General features: G+C 45.4%; 20 protein-coding genes. 13 read left to right on the top strand and 7 right to left on the bottom strand.

The features are described 5' to 3' along the window. Positions 1 to 122: 122 nt before the first annotated feature. Positions 123 to 665: an adenine phosphoribosyltransferase gene (locus tag CMO31_08140; protein ID MAZ53962.1), complete on the bottom strand. Its 543-nt coding sequence runs from the start codon at positions 663 to 665 to the stop codon at positions 123 to 125. Positions 666 to 918: 253 nt separating this feature from the next. On the opposite strand from CMO31_08140, the gene CMO31_08135 reads away from it, so the two are divergent. Next, complete coding sequence (locus CMO31_08135; GenBank protein MAZ53961.1) at positions 919 to 1878, top strand: Holliday junction branch migration DNA helicase RuvB; 960 nt, start codon at positions 919 to 921, stop codon at positions 1876 to 1878. 327 nt (positions 1879 to 2205) lie between these two features. Here CMO31_08135 and CMO31_08130 read toward each other — a convergent pair whose 3' ends face one another. Beyond that, a complete protein-coding gene (locus CMO31_08130) occupies positions 2206 to 4170 on the bottom strand; it encodes an acetoacetate--CoA ligase (GenBank protein ID MAZ53960.1) in 1965 nt (654 codons plus the stop codon). A gap of 105 nt (positions 4171 to 4275) precedes the next feature. Here CMO31_08130 and CMO31_08125 point away from each other — a divergent pair, with 105 nt between their 5' ends. The 7 genes from CMO31_08125 (at position 4276) to CMO31_08095 (ending at position 12840) form a co-directional block, all read left to right on the top strand. Beyond that, positions 4276 to 6090: an ABC transporter ATP-binding protein gene (locus CMO31_08125; GenBank protein MAZ53959.1), complete on the top strand. Its 1815-nt coding sequence runs from the start codon at positions 4276 to 4278 to the stop codon at positions 6088 to 6090. Positions 6091 to 6502: 412 nt separating this feature from the next. Then, positions 6503 to 8530, top strand: coding sequence for an excinuclease ABC subunit B (locus tag CMO31_08120; protein ID MAZ53958.1), 2028 nt, complete (start codon positions 6503 to 6505; stop codon positions 8528 to 8530). A gap of 120 nt (positions 8531 to 8650) precedes the next feature. Beyond that, positions 8651 to 9184, top strand: coding sequence for a CarD family transcriptional regulator (locus CMO31_08115; GenBank protein ID MAZ53957.1), 534 nt, complete (start codon positions 8651 to 8653; stop codon positions 9182 to 9184). 16 nt (positions 9185 to 9200) lie between these two features. Beyond that, the gene (gene rsmA / locus CMO31_08110; protein MAZ53956.1) at positions 9201 to 10019 is read left to right on the top strand and encodes a ribosomal RNA small subunit methyltransferase A; all 819 of its coding nucleotides are present in this window, start codon (positions 9201 to 9203) and stop codon (positions 10017 to 10019) included. A 79-nt stretch (positions 10020 to 10098) separates the two neighbouring features. Next, positions 10099 to 11037: a sugar kinase gene (locus tag CMO31_08105; protein MAZ53955.1), complete on the top strand. Its 939-nt coding sequence runs from the start codon at positions 10099 to 10101 to the stop codon at positions 11035 to 11037. Positions 11038 to 11302: 265 nt separating this feature from the next. Continuing rightward, positions 11303 to 11995 carry a hypothetical protein gene (locus tag CMO31_08100; protein MAZ53954.1) on the top strand — a complete coding sequence of 231 codons (693 nt, stop codon included), beginning with the start codon at positions 11303 to 11305 and terminating at the stop codon, positions 11993 to 11995. Beyond that, entirely contained in the window at positions 11992 to 12840 is an 849-nt protein-coding gene (locus CMO31_08095) for a hypothetical protein (GenBank protein ID MAZ53953.1), read from the top strand. Before CMO31_08100 ends, CMO31_08095 begins: the two co-directional genes overlap by 4 nt. Here CMO31_08095 and CMO31_08090 read toward each other — a convergent pair. Beyond that, the gene (locus CMO31_08090; GenBank protein MAZ53952.1) at positions 12822 to 14123 is read right to left on the bottom strand and encodes a threonine synthase; all 1302 of its coding nucleotides are present in this window, start codon (positions 14121 to 14123) and stop codon (positions 12822 to 12824) included. The genes CMO31_08095 and CMO31_08090 overlap by 19 nt on opposite strands. A 5-nt stretch (positions 14124 to 14128) precedes the next feature. After that, positions 14129 to 15154, bottom strand: coding sequence for a homoserine dehydrogenase (locus tag CMO31_08085; GenBank protein MAZ53951.1), 1026 nt, complete (start codon positions 15152 to 15154; stop codon positions 14129 to 14131). Between the two features lie 80 nt (positions 15155 to 15234). On the opposite strand from CMO31_08085, the gene CMO31_08080 reads away from it, so the two are divergent. After that, the gene (locus CMO31_08080) at positions 15235 to 16326 is read left to right on the top strand and encodes a redox-regulated ATPase YchF (protein ID MAZ53950.1); all 1092 of its coding nucleotides are present in this window, start codon (positions 15235 to 15237) and stop codon (positions 16324 to 16326) included. Between the two features lie 216 nt (positions 16327 to 16542). On the opposite strand, the gene CMO31_08075 is transcribed toward CMO31_08080, so the two are convergent. Next, positions 16543 to 19227, bottom strand: a complete 2685-nt coding sequence (locus tag CMO31_08075) for a hypothetical protein (protein MAZ53949.1) — start codon at positions 19225 to 19227, stop codon at positions 16543 to 16545. A gap of 370 nt (positions 19228 to 19597) precedes the next feature. On the opposite strand from CMO31_08075, the gene CMO31_08070 reads away from it, so the two are divergent. Further along, the gene (locus CMO31_08070; protein ID MAZ53948.1) at positions 19598 to 20233 is read left to right on the top strand and encodes a YggS family pyridoxal phosphate-dependent enzyme; all 636 of its coding nucleotides are present in this window, start codon (positions 19598 to 19600) and stop codon (positions 20231 to 20233) included. A 273-nt stretch (positions 20234 to 20506) separates the two neighbouring features. Here CMO31_08070 and CMO31_08065 read toward each other — a convergent pair whose 3' ends face one another. Both CMO31_08065 and CMO31_08060 read right to left on the bottom strand, forming a co-directional pair. Continuing rightward, entirely contained in the window at positions 20507 to 20935 is a 429-nt protein-coding gene (locus CMO31_08065; protein ID MAZ53947.1) for an SUF system NifU family Fe-S cluster assembly protein, read from the bottom strand. Positions 20936 to 20950: 15 nt separating this feature from the next. Beyond that, positions 20951 to 22183, bottom strand: a complete 1233-nt coding sequence (locus CMO31_08060) for a cysteine desulfurase (protein ID MAZ53946.1) — start codon at positions 22181 to 22183, stop codon at positions 20951 to 20953. A 383-nt stretch (positions 22184 to 22566) separates the two neighbouring features. On the opposite strand from CMO31_08060, the gene CMO31_08055 reads away from it, so the two are divergent. Genes CMO31_08055 through CMO31_08045 form a run of 3 tightly spaced genes read left to right on the top strand, consistent with a single transcriptional unit; the run spans position 22567 to position 26032 of the window. Further along, positions 22567 to 23613 carry a DNA replication and repair protein RecF gene (locus tag CMO31_08055; protein MAZ53945.1) on the top strand — a complete coding sequence of 349 codons (1047 nt, stop codon included), beginning with the start codon at positions 22567 to 22569 and terminating at the stop codon, positions 23611 to 23613. Continuing rightward, positions 23603 to 24454: a hypothetical protein gene (locus CMO31_08050; protein ID MAZ53944.1), complete on the top strand. Its 852-nt coding sequence runs from the start codon at positions 23603 to 23605 to the stop codon at positions 24452 to 24454. Before CMO31_08055 ends, CMO31_08050 begins: the two co-directional genes overlap by 11 nt. A 48-nt stretch (positions 24455 to 24502) precedes the next feature. After that, positions 24503 to 26032, top strand: a complete 1530-nt coding sequence (locus CMO31_08045) for a phosphoglycerate mutase (2,3-diphosphoglycerate-independent) (protein ID MAZ53943.1) — start codon at positions 24503 to 24505, stop codon at positions 26030 to 26032. The last annotated feature ends 116 nt before the right edge of the window (positions 26033 to 26148 follow it).

Raw genomic sequence — 26148 nt, 5'->3', positions numbered from 1 at the left:
GGACAAATTTTACCAGGTAAATAACCTCCCGGAATACGGTTCTTACCTCCATATGGAAACCCTTTATAACTCTTCCTTAGAACGTAGAAAAGAAAAATTGTTTGGCTTGATGATGACCAGGTTCAAACCCCATCCACTTTGTCATACAAGGGCAAATGACCAAGAGAAATCACATCATTTCTACGCACCCCTTCAGTAAATACGACTAAAGTGGTCACAACCTCGCCACCTAGGTCAGTTATTAGATTAACTAGGCTTTCTAAAGTACCCCCAGTACTAACCACGTCATCGACTATGGCCACCACTTTGCCTTCTATTTTAGGCACATCAGCACCGTCAATTACGAGTAGCTGTGGAGTCCGTGTGGTTATAGACGAAACAGGCCTTGAATGGGGATCAACCATATACGCCTTCTCGGTCTTACGCGCAACGACATAAGGTAGGTCGGTCCTAACGCTCATAGCGTGTGCAAGAGGCACCGCCTTAACCTCTGGAGTTACTAAAACCTCGACTTGACTAGGGATAAGAGGTACAAGTTCGGTTGCTGCAGCCTCTGTCAACCGGGCATCCCCTAAAAGATTTAGCAGGGCCAGCGAAACATCGCCAAGGTTAATTACCTGTAGATCTCTAATTTCCTCGCCGATTTGTATCCGATGTGTGTTCATTAAAGCCTTCCTAGCAGATTGGAATTCCCTATAGACTAACCTAAAGACTCGCTAAATAATTTTGTTTAATTAGGCACCAAGCCTGGAACCTTGCATCAATCATTATGTGACAACAAAATTTTGGTTTGTATGCGTAAGGGTTAGTTAGGTTTCGAAATTATTTTATAACCACCTTCTCAAAAACAGGTAATTCCGCATTCCGATTTCCCTTGGTTGATAGAATGGGTCTTAACCCCATGTTAATCTAAGGAGCGTGGAAGAAAGTACACTAAGGCCCCAAAGCCTAAGTGATTACGTAGGGCAAGAAAAACTTAAGGAAAAGCTCCGAGTGTATCTCGAGGCGGCTAAAAATCGGGGTCAACCTTTAGACCATGTCCTGTTATATGGACCCCCAGGTTTAGGAAAAACAACGCTAGCCCACATTATTGCCTACGAACTAAACACTGGAATTCGAGTAACTAGCGGACCTGCCATAGAAAAACCTGGAGATCTTGCCGCAATCTTAACTAACACTCTTGAAACTGGCGATATCCTTTTCATTGACGAAATGCACCGGCTTGGAAGAATAGCAGAAGAACATCTTTATCCCGCTATGGAGGATTTTAAGATCGACATAGTATTGGGCCAAGGTCCAGCAGCACGAACTATCCGACTCGATTTGCCTCACTTCACATTAGTCGGAGCCACCACTAGAGCCGGGCTCATTACGGGGCCGATGAGAAGTAGGTTTGGAATTATAGAACACCTCGAGTACTACACTGAAACTGAACTAGCTGAGGGCGTCACCCGTGATGCTACAATCCTTAATTTTGCACTAGATGCAGACGCAGCACTTGAGATAGGACGTCGCGCACGTGGAACCATGAGGATTGCTAAGCGCTTACTAAGGCGGGTAAGGGACTTCGCTGATGTAGCTGGAGAAAGCACTATAGGTCTAGCAAGAACTAGGACTGCTCTCGGTGAGTTAGAAATCGATCAAATAGGGCTAGACGGGCGAGACCGAGCAATTCTGACAAGCCTAATTGAAAAATTTGCTGGTGGCCCAGTTGGACTTGAAACTCTTGCCACCTCTATTGGTGAAGATGCTACCACCCTAGAGGAAGTACACGAGCCTTTCCTCATTCAACTTGGTTTACTTCGGCGGACTCCTCGTGGTCGAACAGCGACAGAACATGCCTATGGTCATCTTGGTTATCCGATAACATCAGCATAACCTTCAAGCCTACTTACTGACTCGTAAAACCATATCCATGATTCGGATGCCTAACGAAACAGTCGAACCTGACGCATCGTGTTGCTTTAGAATATAGTCTGCAGAACAGCCAACCGCTTTCACCACCACCAATTAATAATCTGTCCTAGCTAAAACCGCGCCCGTCCTAGTTGAACAGAGGCAATTTTGAGACATTCGTACAAACCTGCTACCGTTTCGATATCAACCTATAATTCTCAAACTTATGAAACAATCAGCTAGCTTAATTGGTAGGTACAACCGATAGTGATTTTAAATAACCCTCCCTTAGTTACCAGTTCGTGTATTTCAGTAGATTTTTTGGATTTGATCAGCAATATGATCAAGCGCCCCAGGATTAGCTACCGCTGAAAGATTAGTAATCTCTGCACCATTCACTAGTTGAGCAACAGCAATCTCCATTAACTTTCCACTTTGAGTCCGGGGTAATTCATCAATCTGAAAAAACCGTTTAGGCACATGCCGCGGACTAGCACCGATCCTAATAACATGACAAATACGTTCTTTTAACCCGGAATCTAAGTTCACACCCTGTTTCAATACCACGAATAGCCATATATCTTCATCGTCCTTAACTTGCCGACCAACCGCAGCAGCCTCAACAATTTCCGGAAGACTTTCAAGGGGTCGATAAACCTCAGCCGTACCAATCCTAACTCCACCAGGATTCAAGGTAGCATCACTACGACCATAAACTACGATTCCTTGCTCAGTTGTTAGTTCAATCAAATCTCCATGCTGCCATAACCCTGCAAAACCTGTGAAATAGGCTCTTCTATATTTACCTCCATTGGGATCATCCCAAAATTTAAGGGGCATCGATGGCATAGGTTGGCGAATCACCAACTCACCTGGCTCACCAATCACCACTTGGCCATGATTGTTTAGTGCAACTAAGTCAACCCCGAGTGTTGGTCCCTGGATTTGTCCAGCAAAAACGGGTAATGTCGGTACCCCCGCCATAAAGCAACCCACCACGTCAGTACCCCCTGCGATACTAGCTAGATGCACATCAGCCTTAATGTGCTCGTAAACGTAACGGAACCCAGCTGGGGATAATGGTGAACCCGTCGAAGCGATAGTCCGGAGGTCATCAAGATCAACATCCGACTTTGGCGAAACACCTTGGGCTGCCATGCCATGTAGGAACCGGGCACTTATTCCGAAATATGTCATCCGGTAACGTTGAGCAAGGCGCCACAAAACACCCAAATCTGGATACGCGGGAGATCCCTCGTATAAGAAAATAGTTGCACCTTGCGCCAACCCCGAGACTAACCAGTTCCACATCATCCACCCACAAGTTGAGAAGTATAGGACCCTATCTCCACTGCTAATATCGTTGTGTAAATGATGTTCTTTATGGTGCGTTATTAGTACACCACCAGCCCTGTGCACAATGGCTTTAGGTAGGCCTGTTGTGCCAGAAGAAAAAAGGATATAGAGAGGATGGTCAAAAGGTAGTTGTAAAAATTCTAATTCACACTCGCCTGATTCTAACCAAGAAGACCAAGCAACTGCACCAGACGAGGTTTCCCATGTTTCACTAAGATAGGGAAGGGAGATGACATTGGTGACTCCTAGAGAAGCTGCTAGTACCGCACATTGACTACTAGTATCGAAGAAATGGCCGCCATAGAAGTAAGCCTCCGAAACAAAAAGTAGCTTAGGTTTGATCTGGCCGAAACGAGCTAATGCAGATTCAGGCCCGAAATCAGGTGAGCAGCTTGAAAAAACCGCTCCTAAACTAGCACAAGCAAGAAAAAGTACCACGGTTTCTGTGGTGTTTGTGGCGAACGCTGCAACGCGGTCACCAATTTCTACTCCCTCTCTGCGAAGAGCGACCTGGACCTGAGCCACCTGTCTCCTGAGATCAGCAAAGGTAGTTACCTGTTCAGCCCCTCCCTCAACTACAGAAACCACGGCTGCGTCTGAACCCTTGACTCCAGGCGGGTAGAGTAAAGCCTGGGCATAGTTCAATGTAGCTCCACCGAACCATCGGGTATTTGGCATTGGATCTCCATTGGTGATAAACCGCGGCTCATCAGAAAAAGCGATCCCTGCGTATCCGGCGTAGAAAGACCAGAAATCACCTATATCTCCAATTGACCACTCATGGAGTGAAGCATAATCAGGCACTTCCCGCCTTACGTAGACTCCTACAGCCTGCCTAAACTTCTCTAAATTAGTTGTTGAAATCCGGTTCGACGAGGGTGTCCAAAGAGGCAATGGCTGTTCGCCCTCCTTACACATATATCTACCAGGTGTCGTAGCGCCCATAAACTCATTCTAACGGTCTTAGTTATTCTCCTGAATTTAATAAGAGATTCGAACGCAGTACACTGAGTTGTGTTCCGTATCAGATCAAATAGTCCTCAACGCTCCACTAGTACTGACCACCCCCGAAATCAACCTCGGCTCACGCAAGATAATTTTGCACAACTTTGGCGCCTCATAGCCTTTGCCCGACCTTACAAGTGGCAATTGGTGATTGGTATAGTTTCTGTAGTTGTCGCTAGTTCTTTGCAAATAATATTTCCCCTCCTAATACGCGATCTTTTCAACACTGCGTTTACCCATACCGGAAACAATCCTGACTTACCTAACATTAATCGAATCGTAGTGATCCTCCTAATCGTTTTTCTCTCACAGGCGGGGTTCAATTTCGTCCGCGTTTATTTTCTTGGATTGGTCGGGGAACGCGTAGTAGCAGACCTTAGGAAAAAACTCTTTAGCCACCTTCTTGGCCTTTCAATCCCATTCTTCGAGGAACGGAAAACCGGAGAAATTACGTCCCGACTCACCTCAGACGTAGGTACTGTCCAAGGGCTTGTAGCACAAGACCTAGCTCAATTTGTGACCCAATTGATCACGCTGGTAGGCGGTTTAAGCGTCTTGATCGTAATAAACCTTCAACTCACCCTGGTGATGTTGGCTGTTATCCCGGGAATCATCATTGCTGGTGCATATTTCGGCACACGCCTAAAACGAATAAGTACTCGATTTCAAGACAGAGTTGCTGACGCCAATGCGAGCGCTGAAGAGGCAATTGCTGGTATTCGAGTTGTCCAATCATTTACCGCCGAACAAAATGAACGAGAGCATTACGGACAACTGATCGATAGCTCTTTTGACCAAGCGCGACTCCGGGTATTATATAGGTCTTTCTTTGTGCCGAGTATTATTCTGGCGGTTTTCACAGGTATAACTATTGTCCTTTGGTTCGGGGGACGACAGGTGCTAACCGGAAATCTCCTTCCAGGAGATTTAATTGCATTCCTGTTGCTTACTATATTCGTTGCAGGATCTGTCGGATCTTTTACCAACTTATATGCCCAACTCCAACAAGCTTTGGGAGCTTCATATAGGATTTTCGAGCTACTCGATATTAATACCGACCTCTCGCAGCCCAAGAACCCAAGAAACCTGAAACAGGTACACGGTCATATTTCCATCGATGGGGTAACCTTTTTCTACAAGGACCGTCCCTTCACCCCAACCCTAAAAGATTTAACCCTAGAAGCCTGTCCAGGTGAAGTGATTGCCCTAGTAGGTCCATCAGGTGCGGGCAAAAGCACTCTAATCACCCTCATTCCAAGATTTTACGACCCAACTAAAGGTTCAATTCAACTGGATGGTATAGATCTTCGTTCACTAGAAACTAGGTTACTCAGGGGTCACATAGGCATTGTCCCCAAGGAAACAACACTCTTCTCAGGCTCAATCGCATCCAACATAAGATATGGACGACCAACGGCTTCAGAATCTGAGCTATTAGCAGCTGCTGAATCAGCAAACGCTCACAGCTTTATTAGTAGGTTTCCTGACGGTTACAACACACTTGTAGGTGAACGAGGAATAAAACTTTCCGGGGGCCAGCGCCAGCGCATATCAATTGCTCGGGCTCTGTTAAAAGACCCAAGGATACTTATACTAGACGAAGCAACTAGTTCGCTTGATAGCGAATCTGAATCTCTGGTGCAGGCGGCTCTTGAAACTTTGATGAGAGGGCGGACTACTTTCATTATCGCCCACCGTCTCTCCACTATTGTTAATTCGGACCGCATCGTCGTACTAGACGAGGGCAGAATTGTGCAAACAGGTACTCATTTAGAACTCGTAAATAAATCTGGCTTGTACAGAGAGCTATACGGTAAACAAATGGACCACTAATAGTCTTGCCTATACATAATTCCACCTTCCCTGGGTATCGCTGACATTTGCCTTTGCAGCAACCTAAACTGTTTTTGGAAATAAAATACTGATCGTTAAGACCTGACCTTTCTGTCTTTAACGCCGTAATTGGTTCTCTAGACGGTAAAGTTAATCGAATAGATCTGATTTTTTTCTCTTATGCAGTTAGTTTTTGACAAGGCTCTCTTACATCTAAATCAGACAAACCCTCTTAACAGACCATAAACACAACTTTTCTATATTCGGGCTCAGAAGCCCTAGGAACTTAGTAAGGTTCTGAGTCGAGTTCTCAAAGATTGGAGAACCATGTTTATGATCTTTTTTTATGCGAACAACTGGAAAACCAGAAGAATGACAACTAGGCGTGGAAAGGTCTAGAATGTAGACAGTTATGCCACTAAAGGTCGATTACCCCTTTACCCCAAAGGGTGACCAACCTCAAGCAATCGCTAGTTTAGTCGAAGGCCTTAACGACGGTCTTCGCTTCCAGACTTTGTTGGGTGCAACCGGAACTGGTAAGACCTATGCAGCAGCTAAAATTATAGAAGCGCAGCAACGCCCCGCATTGATCTTAGCCCCTAACAAAATTTTAACCGCACAACTAGCCGCTGAATTCCGGGAATTCTTTCCTAGTGCTGCCGTAGAATTTTTTATCAGCTATTACGACTACTACCAACCGGAGGCTTATGTACCTGCAAGAGACCTGTTCATTGAAAAAGACGCAAACATAAATGCGGAGTTAGAGAGACTGCGCCACTCTACGACCAGAAGTCTACTTACGCGCAAGGATGTGATTGTCGTAGCCTCTGTCTCTGCGATCTATGGCCTAGGATCACCTGAAGCTTATCGGGATCTAAATTTGATCTTATCAGTAGGGGGAGAGTGCCCTCGCGAAGAGTTACTTACAAGGCTAGTCGCCCAGCAATATGAGAGAAACGATATAGAACTTGCTCCTGGCCGCTTTCGAGCCAAGGGAGATGTGGTTGATATTTGGGCGGCTTATGAAGAAATGCCGCTAAGAATCGAGTTATGGGGAAACGAAATCGAAAGATTATCCCTCGTAGATCCTGTTACTGGCAATGAACTTAACCGTTTGGAAAGCATCACGATTTTCCCTGCCAAGCACTACATTAAGCCATTCGAGGAACTACAACCTGTAATTAATACTATTGAAGAGGATTTGGCTAAGCGATTAGCTTTTTTCCAGAAAACGGGTAAACTTCTAGAAGCACAGAGGCTCAAGGAACGTACAAATTATGACCTCGAAATGCTCCGGACGCTCGGCTACTGCAACGGGATCGAAAACTATTCTAGGTACCTTGACGGACGAAAGGAAGGAGAGCCACCACACACGCTCCTAGACTACTTCCCTGATGATTTTTTGGTGTTTGCAGACGAATCTCACGTAATGGTGCCGCAAATCCGAGGTATGTACAATGGCGATAGATCACGCAAACAGACACTTGTAGACTATGGCTTCAGGCTTCCTGCTGCTCTCGACAATCGACCTTTAAAACATGTGGAGTTTTTTGAACGCGTCGGACAGATTGTGTTTGTCTCAGCCACACCAGCAGATGAAGAGTTAAGCCTCAGCGACAGAGTAGTAGAACAGGTAATACGACCTACAGGATTGATTGATCCAAAAATATTTATTAAACCGAGCCAAGGCCAGATTGATGATCTACTATTCTCAATTCGGGACCGAGTCAAACACAGTGAACGAGTACTCGTAACGACCTTAACTAAAAAAATGGCAGAGGACTTGACTGAGCACTTTGCTGAACATGGCGTACGGGTTAGATACATGCATTCGGATATTGATGCTCTTGAACGCCAAGTTATTATAAGGGACCTAAGATTAGGTCACTTTGATGTGCTAGTCGGAATAAACTTGCTTCGCGAAGGACTCGATCTCCCTGAGGTATCTTTAGTAGCAATATTAGATGCTGACAAGACCGGGTTCTTACGTAGCGAACGAAGCCTAATTCAAACGATAGGCAGAGCTGCACGACACCTACGCGGTGAAGTATTCCTCTACGCAGATCAAATAAGCGACGCGATGGACAAGGCCATCACAGAAACTAAAAGGAGACGCAAAAAACAAATATCCTATAACAAGAAGCATGGAATTATCCCACAAACAATACGTAAGGGAATTAGAAACGTCATTCAAACTGAGGAAGCTACTTTCCCTGCCGAAACCTCTAGCCAGTGGGACCGTGAACTTGAATTCGATGAGTTACGTCAAGAACTAATCGAACTTTCTACCAGTATGTGGACGGCTTCAGAAGATTTAGATTTCGAACAGGCAGCTGCGATCCGGGACCGAATCCGCGAAATTGAAGCCGAGCTTCAAGGTAACGACCTTAAATTACCAACAATCCCTCAAAAACTGAAAAAACCTAGGATCAAGGCTTAGGTTAGAACCCTCAGTTATGAGTTAACCGTACAAGTTTTTGGTAGTTTTACTTGATCTTTACGATGCGGAAAACGATCAACAAGACAATCATTGGTAAACATTTAGGGCGCTAATCTCTACATTGAAAGTAGGCTGTGGTACCCTGATCAGCGGAGGCATTCGTTGGCTTTCGCAATCGGAGATCGAGTCGTATATCCTTCCCAAGGTGCGGGTGTAGTTGCTGAAACTACCACCCGTGAAGTGCTAGGCGAAACTGATGAGTATTTAAAGATAGTTTTTGTTCGCGGTGGACTCGAAGTGCTTATACCCTTAAAGAAGGGGGATGAGGTGGGCCTTCGGCATGCCATCGGCAAGGACGAAATTGAGCGACTCACCGAAGCAATGATTAAGGGAGACATTAGCCTTCCTTCCCAATGGCCTCCTCGTTACAGAGCTGAACAAGAGATACTAGCAATAGGTAATCCTTATGAATTAGCTCGCTTAATTGGTGTTTTGACTCAACGTGATCTCGAAAAGGGATTAGCTGCGACCGAAAGAGAAGTCCTTGAAAGCGCTAAAGGTGCCCTGGCCAGTGAAGTAGCCGTAGTGAAGGGTATCGATCTAGCTGAGGCTGTAGAAATGCTAGAAACAATCATCGACGAAAAGATCACCTGATCCCTTAAGATACCCGTTGATTTGGTTCCACACCCCAAACAAAGTTGTTGAAATTATGCGAAGGCATAATATCTCGCCGGATCGTGCTTTCGGACAAAATTTCTTAATTGACGAAACTGCTATGAGGTCAATAATTAGCGCTACAAAAATTGAAAATAGTGACACCGTTCTGGAAATAGGTCCCGGCCTTGGAGTACTAACTAAAAACCTTGCGGCCCAGGCTAAAGGCGTTACAGCTATAGAGGCTGACTCAAGATTACTTCCTGCCCTCGAGGAAACAATCAAGGGAGCAAAAAACGTTGAAGTAATACTCAAAGACGCCCTAAAATTTGATCTAAACAACTTGCCTCCGTATAGTTGCTTTGTTTCAAACCTTCCTTATAACGTTGCTAATCCGATCTTACGAAGGGTCCTAAGCTCAGGGAAGTTTAAAATGGCGGTAATTCTAATTCAATCTGAAGTTGCCGACCGATTACTTGCAAAACCTGGCACAAAAACCTATGGCGCTCTCACCATTTTTTGCCGCTATTACGCAAGGATAAGGAAGGTCCGTGATGTTTCCCCCGGATGCTTCTTTCCCAAACCGAAAGTCCGCAGTACTATTCTGCGTTTTGACATGCATGAAGGCATAACCCCCGACCCAGATCTTTTTATGCTTGTTCGACAGTCCTTTAAGCACCGCCGAAAAACACTGATGGGAAACTTAATTAAGGCTGGTTACGCGAGAACTACCTTAACTAAAGCTTTGCAGGGGTCTAAAACAAACAAGTTATCTAGGGCCGAAGAACTCTCCCTAGCTGAGTTCCAGGCTCTATATGAAGCCCTGAATTCTTGACCCACAACCACCCCATTTTTTCGGTTATACTTATTTAAGCAAATCAAGTTCATCTGGCTCCTAACTCGGAGAGGAAAAGATGTGTAAGTTCCTGGTTGTCGGCGACGTTACCGTTGACCAAATGTACTTTGTAGAAACCCTGCCTGATCAAGGCGGTGAACGCACAGCCCTTAGGGCAGTAATGGAGCCCGGAGGAGCTGGCGGTACCATAGCTACTGTCTTGGCCAGATTATCTACGCCAGTAACTATAGCTACTCGAGTAGGATTAGGACCTTTTTCTGATCTAGCTTTGAGTAACGTACGTGAATCTGGTGTTGAAACCCAGCTAATACAAAACGACACACACCTTCAGACTAGTAGCGTTACACTATTAATAACTCCAGACACGCAAAGGACCATGATCAGCGCCTCAGGGGCAAGCCGTAATTTGGACTCTGCCGAACTAAGTTATGAAATAGTCGCAGAATATGACGCTCTTGTAATGAGTGCTTATTCTTTAGTTTCAGGACGCCAAAGAGAATATGCCGTTCAATCACTAGGACATGCTCGTAAAGCAGGCCTAACAACCTTTGTTGATATGGGTAGCGGAGCAATGAACGCACTAGAGGGCCGTGTCGTTTCTTTAATTGGTGAGATTGACTACTTGATTATGAATGAGACAGAGCTTTACGCCTTGACGGGAGAAACTTCAATCTCCGAAGCTGTCTCCGGATTGAGAAAGGAGGGAATCGAGCGACTTGTAGTCAAAGTTGGAGAGATGGGCTCAATAGTTATCACACCAGAGATCACCGAACTTGTTGAAGCCCTAAATATAGATGACGTAATTGATTCTACTGGCGCTGGAGATTACTTTACAGCAGCCTTTGCGTACGGAATCATGAAAGGACACGATTTACTCTATTCGGCTCGACTCGGTAACGTCGCTGGGGGTTTAAGTACCACGGTAGTTGGTGCTCAAACCTACAGGCTAGACAAGGGCGCTCTGGAAAATCTTACTAATGACCTGGAGTCAGGTTAAGCAGCAATAACCAGTGTCATCACGAATAAAGTACTCCACTAAGATGAGGCGTTTATTTATCACCCTAACCCTAATACTAGGAGCTTCTCTTGGCCTAAGTCAGACTGACTACAGAGATCGCTTCGAAGCTGCTTGGCGATTAGTTAATGATCGTTATTGGAACCTAGAAGAACAAGACATTGATTGGGACCAAATTCGTAAGCTGTACAGCGCCAAGGCACTGGAAGCTACTAATGAGACTAGTTTCTACACTATTCTCGAAAATATGTACCTGGAACTAGGCGACAATCACTCAATTTTTGTACCTCCCAACCGATTAGAAGCCTTTAGCTCCACCTACGGAGATCTTCCCTGTATCGGAATCTTTATGCAAGCCGACAAAATGCCAGATACTATCCATTTTGAATTAATGCTAAACGGCCTCGGCTATATAAAACTTCCTGAATTAGCCTCAAAAAACGTAGCCAAGCATGTACGACAAGCAGTTCGGATGCTAGTTGAACAACAAGCTACTGGAATAGTATTGGACCTACGCGGCAACCCCGGTGGCCGTTTGTTGGCAATGATGCAGGTGGCAGGTATCTTCACCCGGGGGTTCTTATGGCGAACCATTACTAACTGGACACTTCCTATACCCTACCCAGCCCTTGGTGTAATAGAAACTAAACTACCCCTTGCTATCCTTATAGATAGTGACGTGCACAGTGCCGCCGAAGGATTAGCTGGTGCTCTCCAAAATACCGGAAGAGCCACGTTGATCGGCGAGAAAACAGCTGGCAATGTTGAGGCCATATTGCCATTTTGCTTCCCAGATGGATCTCAGGCCTGGATAGCGACCGGGGTACTGGCTCCCATAGTAGGAGCAACTTGGGAAGGACGAGGCGTTATTCCTGATATTAATACCCACCCAAGCGATACTCTTACAACAGCTCTACGGTTACTGACCACACCCCAATGAAACCCATTGTTCCTGAAAAGCTACTACCCTGGCTCTGGCGAATAGAGGTACCAAGTGACACCCTCCCCCCTAACCAGACGACAAATACTTATCTTATCGCTGACAAAGGAATCGGCCTACTTGTTGATCCGGGATTTAAAGACGATTATTCGTACCACGAGGTATTGAGGCTCTTCGAACTCGCAAGGATTAACGAGCTGAAAGCAGTCTTGCTAACTCACGGACATCCTGACCACAATGCTGGCCTGGGCAGACTCCTTGCCCATAAACCCGGTCTTACAATTTATCTTCACGATGACGATTCTAACCATATGCCAAACAATATTGAGACAACCACTCTAAAGGGAGGGACCGTCCTAACCGCTGGAAGCAAATTGGTCAGAACTCATCACACCCCTGGTCACACCCCAGGACACGTAATATTTGAAATATTAGAAGGCCAAGCTATCCTGGTAGGCGATCTAGTATCCGGACAGGGTTCAACTTGGATAGGCCTTCCAGACGGAAATATTAAAGCCTATCTGAGCAGTCTGGACCTAGCCCAAAGCCTTTACAGCGAAATCCTGGGGCCCGGACATGGTCCAGTATGCTGTAACCCGAATCAACGATTAGGCACGGTGCGATCTCACCGCCTCGCTCGTGAGGAACAAGTGTTAAAAGCCGTCTCCAAAGAACATACGATCACCCTATCTGAATTACGGAAAAGTATATATCCAAAGCTGGACAACAGACTCGTCTACCCTGCCAACGGAACTCTTCTAGCGCATCTAGCAAAACTTATCCAGGAAGGTAAGGTCAAACGCTTGGGTGCTAGTGTAGAGGGTCCCTACGAACCACCATGCTGAAGCAACATTTCAATCAAAGCATCCTTAGTTGGCTCTAATTCTTCGAAGTTAGTTGGCAGTGATCTGAGCTCTTCTAACCTCTCGCTATAGGGAGGAGGACGTTTGAGGGCTTTTTCTAAAGCAGTTGGGAATTTCGCTGGATGAGCAGTTCCGAGTATTAGTATTGGAGAATTATCCTCTGTACAGAGTCGATAACGCTCAGCTGCCTCAAGAGCCACTGCGGTATGAGGGCAAACAATATAGTCATCTTCAGAATCAGTGATACTAATTCTTTTTAGTGTGGTCTCATCATCGACACTAACCCCCCAAATGGCCTCATCGCTACTATTGCGGGATAAAGCATGTATACGCTCAAAATTACTTGGTGCCCCTACGTCCATAGCATTAGAAATCGTAGGAATCGTATTCTTAAAGTCAAACGCACATCGATTTCCTGCCAGAAACTCCGGAAAATAGTCATTGTCATTATGAGCTGCTATAAAACGTCGAACGGATAATCCCATTCGAGTAGCAAGAACCCCACCGGTTATGTTGCCAAGGTTACCCCCAGGCACTGAAACGACGATCTCTTGTGTCTTACCAGCTGATATTCGTTCCACCTCTAGAGCTCCCCAAAGATAGTAAAGGGCCTGGGGAAGAAGTCGACCAATATTGATGGAGTTAGCACTTGTAAGCAACATACCTTTCAATCTGGGCTCTAAAAATGCCGCCTTAACCAGGCGCTGACAATCATCAAAAGTCCCGTTTACAGCAAACGTCCTTACCCCTGGCCTAACAGTGATAAGTTGAGTTTCTTGTAATTGACTAACCAGGCCTTTCGGGTAAAATACAACAACCTCGATGCCATCAAGTCCTGAAAAGGCGTCAGCCACGGCACTACCTGTGTCGCCAGAAGTTGCAACCAAAATTGTTAGTTTCTGAGGGGAATCCTGATAAGCAGTTTGCATCATCCTTGCCATTACCCGAGCGCCAATATCTTTAAAGGCCAATGTAGGACCATGAAATAACTCAAGGACATAGCGTTCTCTGGATAAAATCTTGATGGGGATTGGAAAATCTAGAGCATCCTCAAAAAGGCTCGCCTGTATTCTCTGATTGACGTACAACGAAAATATGATGCTAGCAAGCTTGATGAGCGACTTAGCGCTTTTCCAATCTCCTGGAAGTTGTGGGTAAGAAGAGGGTAAGTACAGTCCACCATCCGGGGCGAGGCCACTCATGAGAGCTTCATCAAAAGAAATATCTGGAGACTTACCTCGGGTGCTCTGATAGGTCGGCGTCACCACTTTCACTCCAATTCAACAAGATCTTCAAATGAGTAGTCTCTCGGAACTGAAGCAGCAAACGTCGGTTGTTTTGGTCCAGATCGACCTTGCACCACAGCTTCAATATCTGCCAATACCGCACTAGCTGTAGGACCTCCACCCGCGCCCGGCCCAGAAATTAATACCTCGCCTACAGGATCACCTCTAAAAAGTAATCCATTCTTACTTCCCGAAGCTGAGATGAGAGGGTGGTCTTCAGGTAAAATAACTGGCCGAACACACAGCCGCCAACTCTCATCCCGGGGAACTACACTCCCGACAAGCCGGACCCTTCCCCCTTGTTCCATTACCTCGCGGATAATCATCGGAGTCAAATGGTTAATCCCGCGGGTGTCAGACTTTACGCTTTCCCATAACAACTCAGGTGAAAAACCGAGACGCGCCAGAAGACATAATTTATGTGCCGTATCATATCCTCCCACGTCCAAGGTGGGATCTGCTTCCGCAAAACCCAGCCGCTGAGCTTCTGCTAATGCCTCGGGGTAACTAATTCCAGCCTCAAGTTGACCAACGATGTAATTACAAGTTCCGTTAAGAATCGCATGAAGTTCAAGAGGCTGAGAACTTCGTAAGACTTGCCAGAGAGGCCCGACAACTGGGGTGCCAGCCATTACCGCTGCTTCAAAGTGAATCCGTCCTTCTGCGAAATGAGGAATAAAATCTGACCAACGTTCAGCTAGAGCGGCTTTATTCGCCGTCACCACAGTCTTACCGCTTTCCAGAAATCTTAAAGTTAGTTTGGTGGCAAGCCCGACGCCGCCCATCACATCTACGAGAATATCGCTATTACTAACTACTTCGTCGGGATCTAATGTAAGAAGTTCCTTAGCCACTGAAGCCGGTCGACTTTTCTTTAAATCTTGCACTAACACTTGACTTACCTGAAAGCCTGAATCCCGTCTTCTGCTGGCTAATCCCATCAATGCACTTCCGACAGTTCCAGCACCAAGAAGACCAACCCTGACCGTACTGTGTTCTAGTGATGTCATGCGAGGGAGGATACCATGCACTTAGCACCTGTTATACTCCTCCTTCGAACAGAACTTCACAAGCCAAAGGTGACAATCGCATGCTTGGAATCGGAATAGTAGGACTACCAAATGTCGGCAAGAGCACCCTTTTTAATGCTCTTACCAGAGCAGGTGTTGAAGCGGCTAACTATCCGTTTGCGACAATAGATAAAAACATCGGCGTCGTACCAGTACCAGATGAGCGGCTTGAGGTCCTAGGAAAACTTTATAGCAAGGCAGGAAACTTGGCGCCCCTTATACCCACCACCGTAGAATTCGTCGACATAGCAGGCCTAGTGAGGGGAGCTAGCCAAGGTGATGGTTTAGGAAATCAATTCCTAGCACACATTCGTGAGGTCTCTGCAATTGCCCATGTAGTAAGGTGTTTCGAGGACCCAAACGTTGTCCATGTTGATGGAAGAATCAATCCTTTAGAAGACATAGAAATTATTGATAACGAGCTCGCTCTAGCTGACATAGCAACATTAGAGCGGCGTCTTGAAAAACTGCAACGGAGCGCCAAAGCTAACAAAGCTGATGAAATCCTTCTTGGAAAAACTGAAGTCATGATTGAACATCTCTCGCAAGGCCGACCAGCACGAGATATTGATATCGATCTCCCGAGAGATTTAAACCTTTTAACTGCCAAACCCATATTTTACGTATGCAATGTAGCTGAAAAAGATATATTAGGAGGCAATCAACATGTAGAAGACGTCCAAAAAGCCATAGCCTCTGCTACCGGCACCAGCGAAATTGTATTAGTGTCTGCTCAAATTGAACAAGAACTCAGTGATCTCGAGACAGAAGAAGCATTGGAATTCCTCAAAGACCTTGGCCTAAAAGAACCAGGTTTGCACAGAGTAGTAAGGACAGGTTATAGAGTTTTAGACCTAATCACCTTCTTTACCGCCAGCACAAAAGAGGTTAGAGCTTGGACAACAACACGTTGCACTAAGGCCCCCCAAGCAGCAGGTACAATCCACTCTGATTTCGAGCGCGGATTTATTCGAGCAGAAGCAATTACATACGAAGAACTAATCCTAACTGGCGGGTTAGTAGAAGCTAGAGCAAAGTGGAAGTTACGCACAGAAGGGAAAAATTACGAAGTACTTGACGGTGACGTACTTCATTTCCTATTCAACGTTTAAACCCCACCTAATTACCAAAATACGGGATCAGAGATTGCACATGAAATTCTCCGAATAAGCTGACTGCTAATTTTCCAAAAACAACACTTGTTTGATAATTACCCCTTAGCTCTAAACCTGTCGGTCAATAAACAAGATATTGGGGGAGAAATTCATTCTTTTAGTTTAAGAGGCTACTCTCAAAATTCAATATGTTGACAAAATTGGGTTAGCCCTTTAAAACACTGGCCCTAACCTAAAAGAAAATACCCCTTTGGGATTCCGCTGACTAAACCCGTAGTCGAAGCGCAAGGCTGGTAGCAACACGCCACCAAAACCTAGATTTACCTGTACACCGAGACCAGCACTCCCGACTACAGGAGTACCATAGTCAGAATAATCACTCATGCTAGAAGCATAGCCGAGGTCAACGAAAGCTATCCCAATAACTGTCTGGGTGGCAGCTGTAGCCAGCTCAAAATCGTAACGATATTCCAGGCTACCTGTAAGGTAGGTACGGGAAAAATTAAAGTCAATAAGCTTATACCCGCGGATTAGTGTCGCTTCGACATTGGTTCGCCCAACCAGAAATCTACGACTAGCAGGATAATTATTACCAAGCTGATGACCGGCATTAACCCTAAATGCCACGACGTGGTTAGAATTTCTCCCTCTTGAAGCGAGACCTTTCAAAGCTGCATAAGTCTTAACCCCAAATTCCAACTGTTGATAAACATAATTCTGCCGACCGCCATCGTCGCCGCGAAGGTCGTTCCCGAATCCTATTCCTGCATGTGAAGTTGCAACCACCCCAGTCCGAGGGAAATCTATACTGTCTCGATTGTCAAAAGTTAAACGGGTACTCACAAATGATGAGAGCCCGCCCAGTGGGATGAACGAGGTCGCTTCGTCCTCTGGTAAGAAACATGCTCCACCATTTTCAACATTTCCGGCCTGATCAAATGTACACAACGTACTTGGTGGCTCTAGCCAATTCTGACTAACACCCCCTGACATGCTAGCTTTCAAAAAAGTATCCTGAAATATTGACCGTCCGACACTAAGGCGAACTCCAGTCTTTCTTGAGGTGTATTCACCAACCCGCACCAGATTTGCCTCGTCGTTATCACCAGTTGCATCAGGATGGAGAACTCGGAGGCTACCATCTGCAGTTAACGGCGTGTTAATCGTAGGTTCGCTGAAGAGCGAGAACGCGACAGAAGTACGATTATCGCGGAAACCAAATCGGTCAAAATATACCCAAGGAATCGCGTAACTAACAGCTGCACCGAATTGGAACCCTATGTCTGATGTCTGCGCAGTCAAATCAGCACTAATATTATGTGCACGACCAAAAAAATTAGCCTCACTGAAAGCCACTGCTGCTGAAAATCCATTGTTTGTAGCGTATTGAGCTGAGGGCGTAAAAAGACCAGTATTAGTTTCTTCGACTATCAAATTCACGATGACCATTTCAGGGTCCTCAGTGGGTATGATTTCCCGACCAAGAGGCCTTACGGCTCCCTCTTTAGCCAAAGCACGTAGTCCTTCTAAAATAAAGGCCTCATTCGCTACTGTTCCTACATTTGGCATTTGGCGGGTTACAAGAAATTCTTCGGAGTTATCTTTACCGCCCCTAAACGTAACTCGATAATCAGAAATCCTAAGTTCGGTAATGCGTTGCACATATACACCATCAAGATAATTAAAATCTGACTGGTTCAAAATAAGATAACCATCCTCGGCATATCGGTCCCTAATCTTGAAAAAGTCTTCCTCCGCTAACGTAGACGTAAAAGTATCGCCTTTTCGAAGTTCAAGAACTTCTAGGATCTCTTCTGCATCTAGTACAGTGTTACCTTCAATCCTAATCTGGGCTACGGGCCCGGCAGTTTCCGGAGGGCCTAGCTCGAATATCACGCGAACTTCACCTGTGGCAGGAATTACCCGTGGTACCAGCCTTACATCACTACTTCGACCCTTTGAGATTCGTCTAACATCCTCCAAAAGCACATCAAAATTAAATAGATCACCAATTTCAGAACTCAACTCTTTAGGATCTATCCCAATCGCTGTGGTATCAATACTAATAATACGAAGCTCTCGAAAACGTATAGTCAACACACCATCAACTAGTTCGGTAGTATCTGTATTGACACCACTTTGACGATATCCAAGACTTTGATATTCATCTGAAATAGAATCAATAGCTGCCTTAAAGATTCTAAGATCAAACCCCTCTTCCCTATCGCGTAACGGACGGAACAAAGATTTAAGCCTAGGAATTTCAATTACACTTATACCCTCATAAGCAATCTCATTAACCGACTGATTTTCGGTTATTTCGTACCGGAGGCGAACTGGATCCTCCATGTACCCATCCCCCGCCCCTGGGACAGGCTCGACAGTCAGAACAACTGACACATCAAAAGGAAACCCTACCTGGCGGTAAGCAGACTGGAGCGTACGTATAGCTTCTTCGGCTCTAATTGTGTTGTATACCCCACCAGCTTCAACCAGATTCTGTCGGCTAATATAGTCTTTTAAGGATCGGGCTTCCAACACCTTAACTCCGTCAAAAGACACCTCAAATATTTTTGGGTTCTCACGAACTACTATCATCAGTACAGGACCAGCACCCCGGTCCTGGAGGCTAACAGAAACCTCTTCGAACGTCCCAAGTGAATAAATTCTATTTCTCTCAGCTTCAAGTTGAATTCGCTCTACCGGAGTCCCTGGTCGGGCACTGATAACCACCTTAATCAAATCAGTGTAATTGTCTGTACCTTCAACTACCACTTCGGCAAGAGGCCCCTTGAGATCTTGCGATGCGCACCAAGAGACTAATACAACTAGGGCTATAACAACTGATCTGAGCAGCATTAAGATTAGTCTACATTGATTCCGGTGAGAACTTCTCATAGATCATTTAATAATTACTAATAATTACATTATTAACAAAGTAACCTTTACTAGTATTGGAGGATAATTAGGTGTGAGTTTGGCTTTTAAAGTCAATGAAGGGTAAGGTATGGGCGTTGAAACAGAACCAATTCTAACTACGAAACAATGAGCATTATGGAATCAAGATTTGGGTGAATCGTGGTCATGAAAGTCAAGTTGGGACACTTTCGATGCATTTTAAGGTGGAGATTCAAATGCCATCCAAGCAGATGCTCAGCTGCTTACTATAATCATCACGAAAAAGAATTAAGGCCAAAGAAGGTGGATGCCGGCCCTCTTTGTAAACTCCAAAGGATAGTTTCTAATAGTCCTTTAGATCACATATTCCATGTTTCCTGAAGTTATGGAGCGTATCGCTAACGCTTCTAAACGCTCAGGCCGAAACATCGAAGACATCACACTAGTAGCAGTAACTAAAGGACGCTCTCTGCAAGAGATCGAAACCGCCGTATTAAGCCACGGACATCGCATACTTGCTGAGAATCGGATTCAAGAATGGAGGAAGAAAGCCTCTTCGCTTAAGGGCATCGAATGGCATCTAGTGGGAAACCTCCAGCGAAATAAGGTTAAATACTGTACCGAAGCAAACCTTATTCACTCCCTAAACTCTCATAAGTTAGCTGATGCCCTAGAATTGCAGGGCTTGAAACTAAATCACCGCTTCCGTACCCTCATCGAAGTGAATATGACGGGGGAAGCAACCAAACTAGGCATTGAACCAGAAAACGCAGCAGCTCTATTAGACTACACCCGAACGTTAAAACACGTTTCTGTTGAGGGACTAATGGGAATGGCACCTTTTAACCCTAATCCTGAAATGTCAAGAGCTTCATTCCAAAGATTACGCAAACTATGCAATGAGTTAGGGCTATCAGTCTTGTCAATGGGCATGAGTGGTGACTTCGAAGTAGCAATAGAAGAAGGGGCTACCATAGTACGTATTGGTTCATCTCTGTTCTTATGAATTCTTATGTTTCAGATAGGGAACGAACTAAAGCATTGAGATGGCTTTCTGGTTTGCGGGCAACAAAATATTAAGGTAAACAGACCACCGAATCAATACTTATCCTCATTTACCTCAAAACCACTTTTAAGAATCGAAACCTATCTGGATTATCTAACATCTGGCATGCTGAATACTTCTCTGAATATATAGTTAATTTAATCGTAAACAATCTCTACCTTAGACGTCCATATTCTAATGCTACCGTAAATCTCCTATACCTCCTTGAGGCTTTTACGACTCATCAGCCTCTGCAAGAGCACGTTCAAGAGTGACCCACGATAGGGTTGCGCATTTTACCCGAGCATGAAGCTTGCTAACTCCCTGCAACATTATCAAATCACCTAAATCCTCATCAGGCTCGCCATTATGAATCATTTTCTTGAAACTTTCACTTGTCTTAAGGGCTTGCAATACTGACTTCCCCTGAATTGCTTCGGTCATCATCGACGCACTCGCCTGACTAATTGCACAACCCTCACCAATAAATCCGACCTGACTGATAACCCCACTATCTATGACTAAATATAGTTCCAGCTCATCGCCGCACGAAGGATTAATACCGTCTTGGATCACGGTAGCATCAAGTATCTCACGACGATTGCGGGGTCTCTTATAGTGCTCGAGAATTATTTCTTTGTAGAGGTTGTCAAGAAACGCCACAACATTCCCTCCTGCTCAGGAGAAAGCCGTAAAAAATTCGTGGGCCTTTTGGAGTCCATATGAGAGCTGATCAATCTCTGTCTCTGTATTGTAAAAGTAGAAGCTCGCTCGCACCATTGAGGGGGCCTCTAACGCATCCATGAGAGGGTGAGCGCAATGCTTACCAGCCCGCACCGCAATACCTTCCTGGTCAAGAGCAGTTGCAACATCATGAGGATGTACACCTTCAACGTTAAAGGCGACAATACCGCCGCGATCAGCACCCTCTGGACCATACAGAGTGATACCCTCAATGGCCTTTAAGCTATTTAAAGCGTAACTTACTAGCTCCGCGTCATGCTTTGCAATTGCTTCCATAGTGATAGTTTCAAGATAGTCAACAGCAGCACCAAACCCAATAGCTTCAGCAATACTAGGGGTTCCAGCCTCAAACCGAGTCGGAATATCCGCATAAGTACTAGCCTCCAACGCTACCCTTTCAATCATTTCCCCCCCTCCCATAAACGGGGGCATCTCTCGGAGAATCTCAGGTTTTGCCCAGAGAGCTCCTATCCCGGTAGGACCACACATTTTGTGGCCGCTGATAGCATAAAAGTCCGCACCGAGCGATTCTACATTTACTGGTAGGTGAGGAACTGCTTGAGCCCCATCCACTAGCAATAATGCTCCGACAGCATGTGCGATATCAGCAATCTCCTCGATTGGGTTGATAGCTCCAAGCACATTCGACATGTGCCAGGTAGAAACCAATCGAGTACGCTTGGTGACTGCTTCTTGAAAAGCCTCAAGGTGAGTTCTATGGTCCGAACTTAAACTCACAACCCGCAAGCGAACATCACGCTCTTCGACTAGCTGGTGCCAAGGCACAAGATTAGCGTGATGTTCCGCTTCTGTAACGACAATCTCGTCGCCAGCTACTAAATTAGTCCTAGCCCAGCTATACGCAACTAGATTCATGGCTTCAGTTGTATTACGGGTGAACACCACTGAGGCCGGATCTGTTGCCCCTATGAAACCAGCCACCTTGCAGCGCGCTGCTTCATACATTTGCGTGGCTTCGCTAGCAAGCGTATGTGCCCCCCGATGTACATTGGCATGGTGGTGGTAATAATATTCAGTCATTGCTTCAATTACCTGCTTCGGCTTTTGTGAAGACGCTGCACTATCGAGATAAACGAGTGGCTTACCATTGATCTGCCGGTCCAAAATAGGAAAATCCCTCCGTAAAACAAGGGGATCCAAAAACATAACCTCACCTTAACATAAATCATAACGATTCCGAATAATATTTACACACCTGTATTTCAGTAAGAATGGGCTCTGTAAACAAAATGCAGGTTTATTTTTTAGAAACATTCTGCGAATAGTCTTTATTCAAAGATTCCGGTCTCTCATAACCAATTAGCGTCCGTATTTTAGTCCAATGCAAAACGTTAAAGGATGGAACCCTATCACGCAATTTACCGGAAGAAGCAAATAAGATAACTCCTCAGATCTAAACTGATACCCCTATCAACAATACTGAACTCACTACTTCAACCAATACTCAAAACCAATAAAACATAACCTTTTTTGCCTACCTAAAAACAAAGTCAACATGATTCCAATTAACAGGGAGTTAGACTAGTCAAGTGAGACTTTACTCTCTCTCCCTTTTGAATTTCCGTAATTTGGTTACACCTTCTCTTTGTTTCAAGGGAGGAATTACAGGCGTAGTTGTCCCAAATGCTGCGGGGAAATCTAACTTGTTTCATGCTGCTTACCTAGGACTAACAGGAGAATTAGTAGGGAAACGAATAGCAGAGTCAGTATCTTTAGGGCAAGAGCAGGCCCACATCGGGGTTGTTATAGAAAATCAGTTAGGGCTAAACTCTATCGAAGTTGGCCTATCCCCAGGACGAAAAATTTTGAAGATTGACGGTCAAATTGCTCGTACCCAAGACATCTCTCGGATCAGTAGCGCAGTACTGATAGCACCAGATGACGCCGAGCTTATACACGGATCTCCTTCAAAAAGACGTGGTTACATTGATGGGGTACTATCCAAGCTATCCCCTCGCTATACGGTCATTCTTCGCGAGTATAATCGCGTTGTGGAACAACGAAATGCCTGTCTAAAATCTCATAATGCAGGAACCTCTCTAGATATATGGACTGAACGCCTTTCAAATCTAGCCCAAGAAATAGACAGCTTACGAACAAGGGTATCTGTACGTATTGAGGAGCTTTCAAACCAAGCTTACCGAGACATTGCTGGTCCGCTAAAACCACTTACTATCACCCTGAAGCGAGCCTACGGTGATCTACCGTTTACTGAAGCTCTAATCGCCAGTCGACCTGAAGAAAAAGTCAGAGGTATTACAGTTGTTGGGCCTCATCGGGACGACCTAGACCTGCGACTTTCCGGTCATAGCATTCAAACTTATGGATCTCGGGGTGAGGCAAGAACTACGGCCCTCGCACTCCGGATAGCCGAATTCAGACTGCTAGAAACAAAACATCAGGAAACGCCGATTTTACTACTTGACGACTTCAGTGCTGAACTTGATGCTTCTCGTAGAGAATTTCTGCTAGATTTAGCCAACACAAGTTCTCAAGCTTTGGTTAGTGGGACCGAACCACCACCCGGGACCCACAACGACTTTCGAATAGATGGGGGAACCATAGTTGCCTCGTGACACTCGACACGTATCCTACTTGCTCACTAAACTTTTCCAGCGTAAAGGAATTAAGCGAGCCATTCGTAGAGCCGAGGTAGTTCTTTTGTGGCCCAAAATTGCCGGCCCAGAATTGGGCAGCTTTACCACCGGCCGATCTTTTAAGGACGGCATCCTTTACGTTGACGTTCCTGACAGCGAAACTTCTATGCATCTTTCTATGCAGCGAGAACGGTTCTTAGATGCCTACCGCGATCGTTTCGATATTAACGAGGTAAAGGATTTACGTTTCCGCACTGGTCGGCCCGCCTTAAAAACACGTTCGAAAGAAAATGAACCTAGCTCCTTAGACGTTTCATTGGATCCGATAGCTCTTAACCAACTAGCTCTCCAACTTGATGAACTCAATTTGCCTAAGGATCTTGCCAGTCAAGCTATGCAGGCGGGACGAGCCATGCTTACCTATCGCGCTCGCAAAGAAGCTGAAGGATGGACCCCATGCTTTTTATGCAGCTCCATATCTCCGAAGCAAGGATTATGTGATACTTGTCAGCGGTATACATCTCAAAGCAACGTACAAAGGGCCAGTCGTACTTTCACGGTAAAACCTGATGCGGTTACACCTGAACTAAGCATGGAGGAACGTAACGTTGCCCGTCATTTGGCAAAACAAACTCTCTTGACGCAACTCAACGAACTATTGCCTCAAGCCCTTACTGACCCCATTATAAGTGCTCAACTGAAAACAGCAGCCTGCTGTTTTCTAGCCCTACGGCTAGAACGATCCCTTACTAATATCTCTTCGGAAGATTTTAATAACCTTCCCCCAAAACTAACTCAGGTCTTTAAAAAATTAATTTAGCGAGTTCCAATAGCACCAGTTATAGTTTGCTCACTTTGAGAGGAAGTTATGTCTAAACCTATTGCGGTCATCATTCTCGACGGCTTCGGTATCGCGCCAGATAGCTCTAGCAACGCAGTATCTAGAGCCACCACCCCAAATTTCGATCGATACCGTAAAACGCATCCTTTTACCACTCTGGAAGCATCGGGTGCCGCCGTAGGACTCCCACTGGGCCAAATTGGTAATAGTGAGGTAGGTCATTTGAACATTGGTGCAGGTCGGGTAGTTCCGCAAAGCCTAAGTTATATTCAACAACAGATCAATACCAACACTTTTTTCGATAACCCGGTTTTAACTAACAGTTTTCATGTGGAAAAACAAGCGTTACACCTTCTAGGGCTGGTAAGTAGAGGTGGTGTACACAGCGATCTAAACCACCTCTTCGCTCTTTTGAAGTTAGCAAAGCTGAAAGGAACTAGCCCCGTCTACGTACATGTTTTTACCGATGGCCGTGACACTTCGCCTACAAGTGGCTTGCAATACGTACAAGAACTTCAAGACTTCATAGTATCTCTCAATCACAATATCCAAATCGCTACAGTTTCGGGACGTTACTTCGCTATGGATAGAGACAATCGCTGGTCCCGGACATCTCGGGCATTCGATGCAATAGTGGCGGGCAAAGCCGACAAAAAGACTAACTCTGGTATTGAAGCTGTTGAAACCGCGTATACGCGCGGCGAAACAGACGAGTTCCTGAGCCCTACCGTCATAACAAAAAATGGCCAACCGGTTGGCCCTATCAACAACGGTGATTCCTTAGTATTCTTTAACTTCCGAGCTGATAGGGCTCGTCAGTTATCGCGTGCCCTAATAAGTAATTCAGAATGGGCTGAATTCCCTCGAATAAAAACGCCAGATTTGCGTTTTGCTTCTCTTATGGAAATTGACTCGTCGTTTAAGACTCCATTCGCATTTGAAATGCCACCACTCAAGAACTGTCTTGCTGAGGTATTGAGCAACTCGGGATTGATTCAGTATCATTCTGCTGAGTCAGAAAAATATGCTCATGTGACATACTTCTTCAACGCTAGACGAGAGCAGTCTTTCCCTGGAGAGGATCGCCTCTTAGTGCCCTCGCCAAAAGTAGCAACGTATGATTTAAAGCCGGAAATGAGTGCTACTGATCTAGCTAACGAGTCAGTCAAGCGACTCCTCAGTGTTCGTGATGACTTCATCTTGGTAAACTTTGCCAACCCCGATATGGTCGGCCACACCGGCATTTTTGAGGCTACAGTAAAAGCCTGCGAAGCTGCTGATAGCGGTATGGGCATGATTGTAGAAGCAGTACAGGCCAGAGGAGGAACGGCCATTATCTTATCCGATCACGGTAACGCCGAAACGATGAGCGCGAAGGATGGTGAGCCACATACCGCTCACACTACCAACCCTGTGCCATGCATTTTGGTCGGCAGTGATAGACAACTGAAACTTAGGGCAGGAGGAATTCTCGGAGATGTGGCTCCGACCGTTTTACAATTACTGGGATTGAGTCAACCAAAGGAGATGACCGGCCAGTCTCTCTTAGAGAATTAAGTTGAACAAAACATATTAGCCGGTGCCAAAATACTGACCGTTGTCTAACAAGCCTGTGACATCTGCCAAAATGTTCTTAACATTGACAATGGGGTGGACTTAATATTAAGTCCACC

The sequence above is a fragment of the Trueperaceae bacterium genome, from assembly GCA_002707365.1.
In the GTDB taxonomy this organism is placed as follows: Bacteria; Deinococcota; Deinococci; order Deinococcales; family Trueperaceae; genus UBA6957.
This window is presented reverse-complemented; position numbering and strand designations above follow the sequence as displayed.

Coding starts and splice junctions, on each gene's coding strand:
- CMO31_08140 (MAZ53962.1), bottom strand. CDS start 665: ATGAACACACATCGGATACAAATCGGCGAGGAAATTAGAGATCTACAG.
- CMO31_08130 (MAZ53960.1), bottom strand. CDS start 4,170: ATGTGTAAGGAGGGCGAACAGCCATTGCCTCTTTGGACACCCTCGTCG.
- CMO31_08120 (MAZ53958.1), top strand. CDS start 6,503: ATGCCACTAAAGGTCGATTACCCCTTTACCCCAAAGGGTGACCAACCT.
- CMO31_08105 (MAZ53955.1), top strand. CDS start 10,099: ATGTGTAAGTTCCTGGTTGTCGGCGACGTTACCGTTGACCAAATGTAC.
- CMO31_08100 (MAZ53954.1), top strand. CDS start 11,303: ATGTACCTGGAACTAGGCGACAATCACTCAATTTTTGTACCTCCCAAC.
- CMO31_08095 (MAZ53953.1), top strand. CDS start 11,992: ATGAAACCCATTGTTCCTGAAAAGCTACTACCCTGGCTCTGGCGAATA.
- CMO31_08085 (MAZ53951.1), bottom strand. CDS start 15,154: ATGACATCACTAGAACACAGTACGGTCAGGGTTGGTCTTCTTGGTGCT.
- CMO31_08080 (MAZ53950.1), top strand. CDS start 15,235: ATGCTTGGAATCGGAATAGTAGGACTACCAAATGTCGGCAAGAGCACC.
- CMO31_08075 (MAZ53949.1), bottom strand. CDS start 19,227: ATGAGAAGTTCTCACCGGAATCAATGTAGACTAATCTTAATGCTGCTC.
- CMO31_08070 (MAZ53948.1), top strand. CDS start 19,598: ATGTTTCCTGAAGTTATGGAGCGTATCGCTAACGCTTCTAAACGCTCA.
- CMO31_08060 (MAZ53946.1), bottom strand. CDS start 22,183: ATGTTTTTGGATCCCCTTGTTTTACGGAGGGATTTTCCTATTTTGGAC.
- CMO31_08045 (MAZ53943.1), top strand. CDS start 24,503: ATGTCTAAACCTATTGCGGTCATCATTCTCGACGGCTTCGGTATCGCG.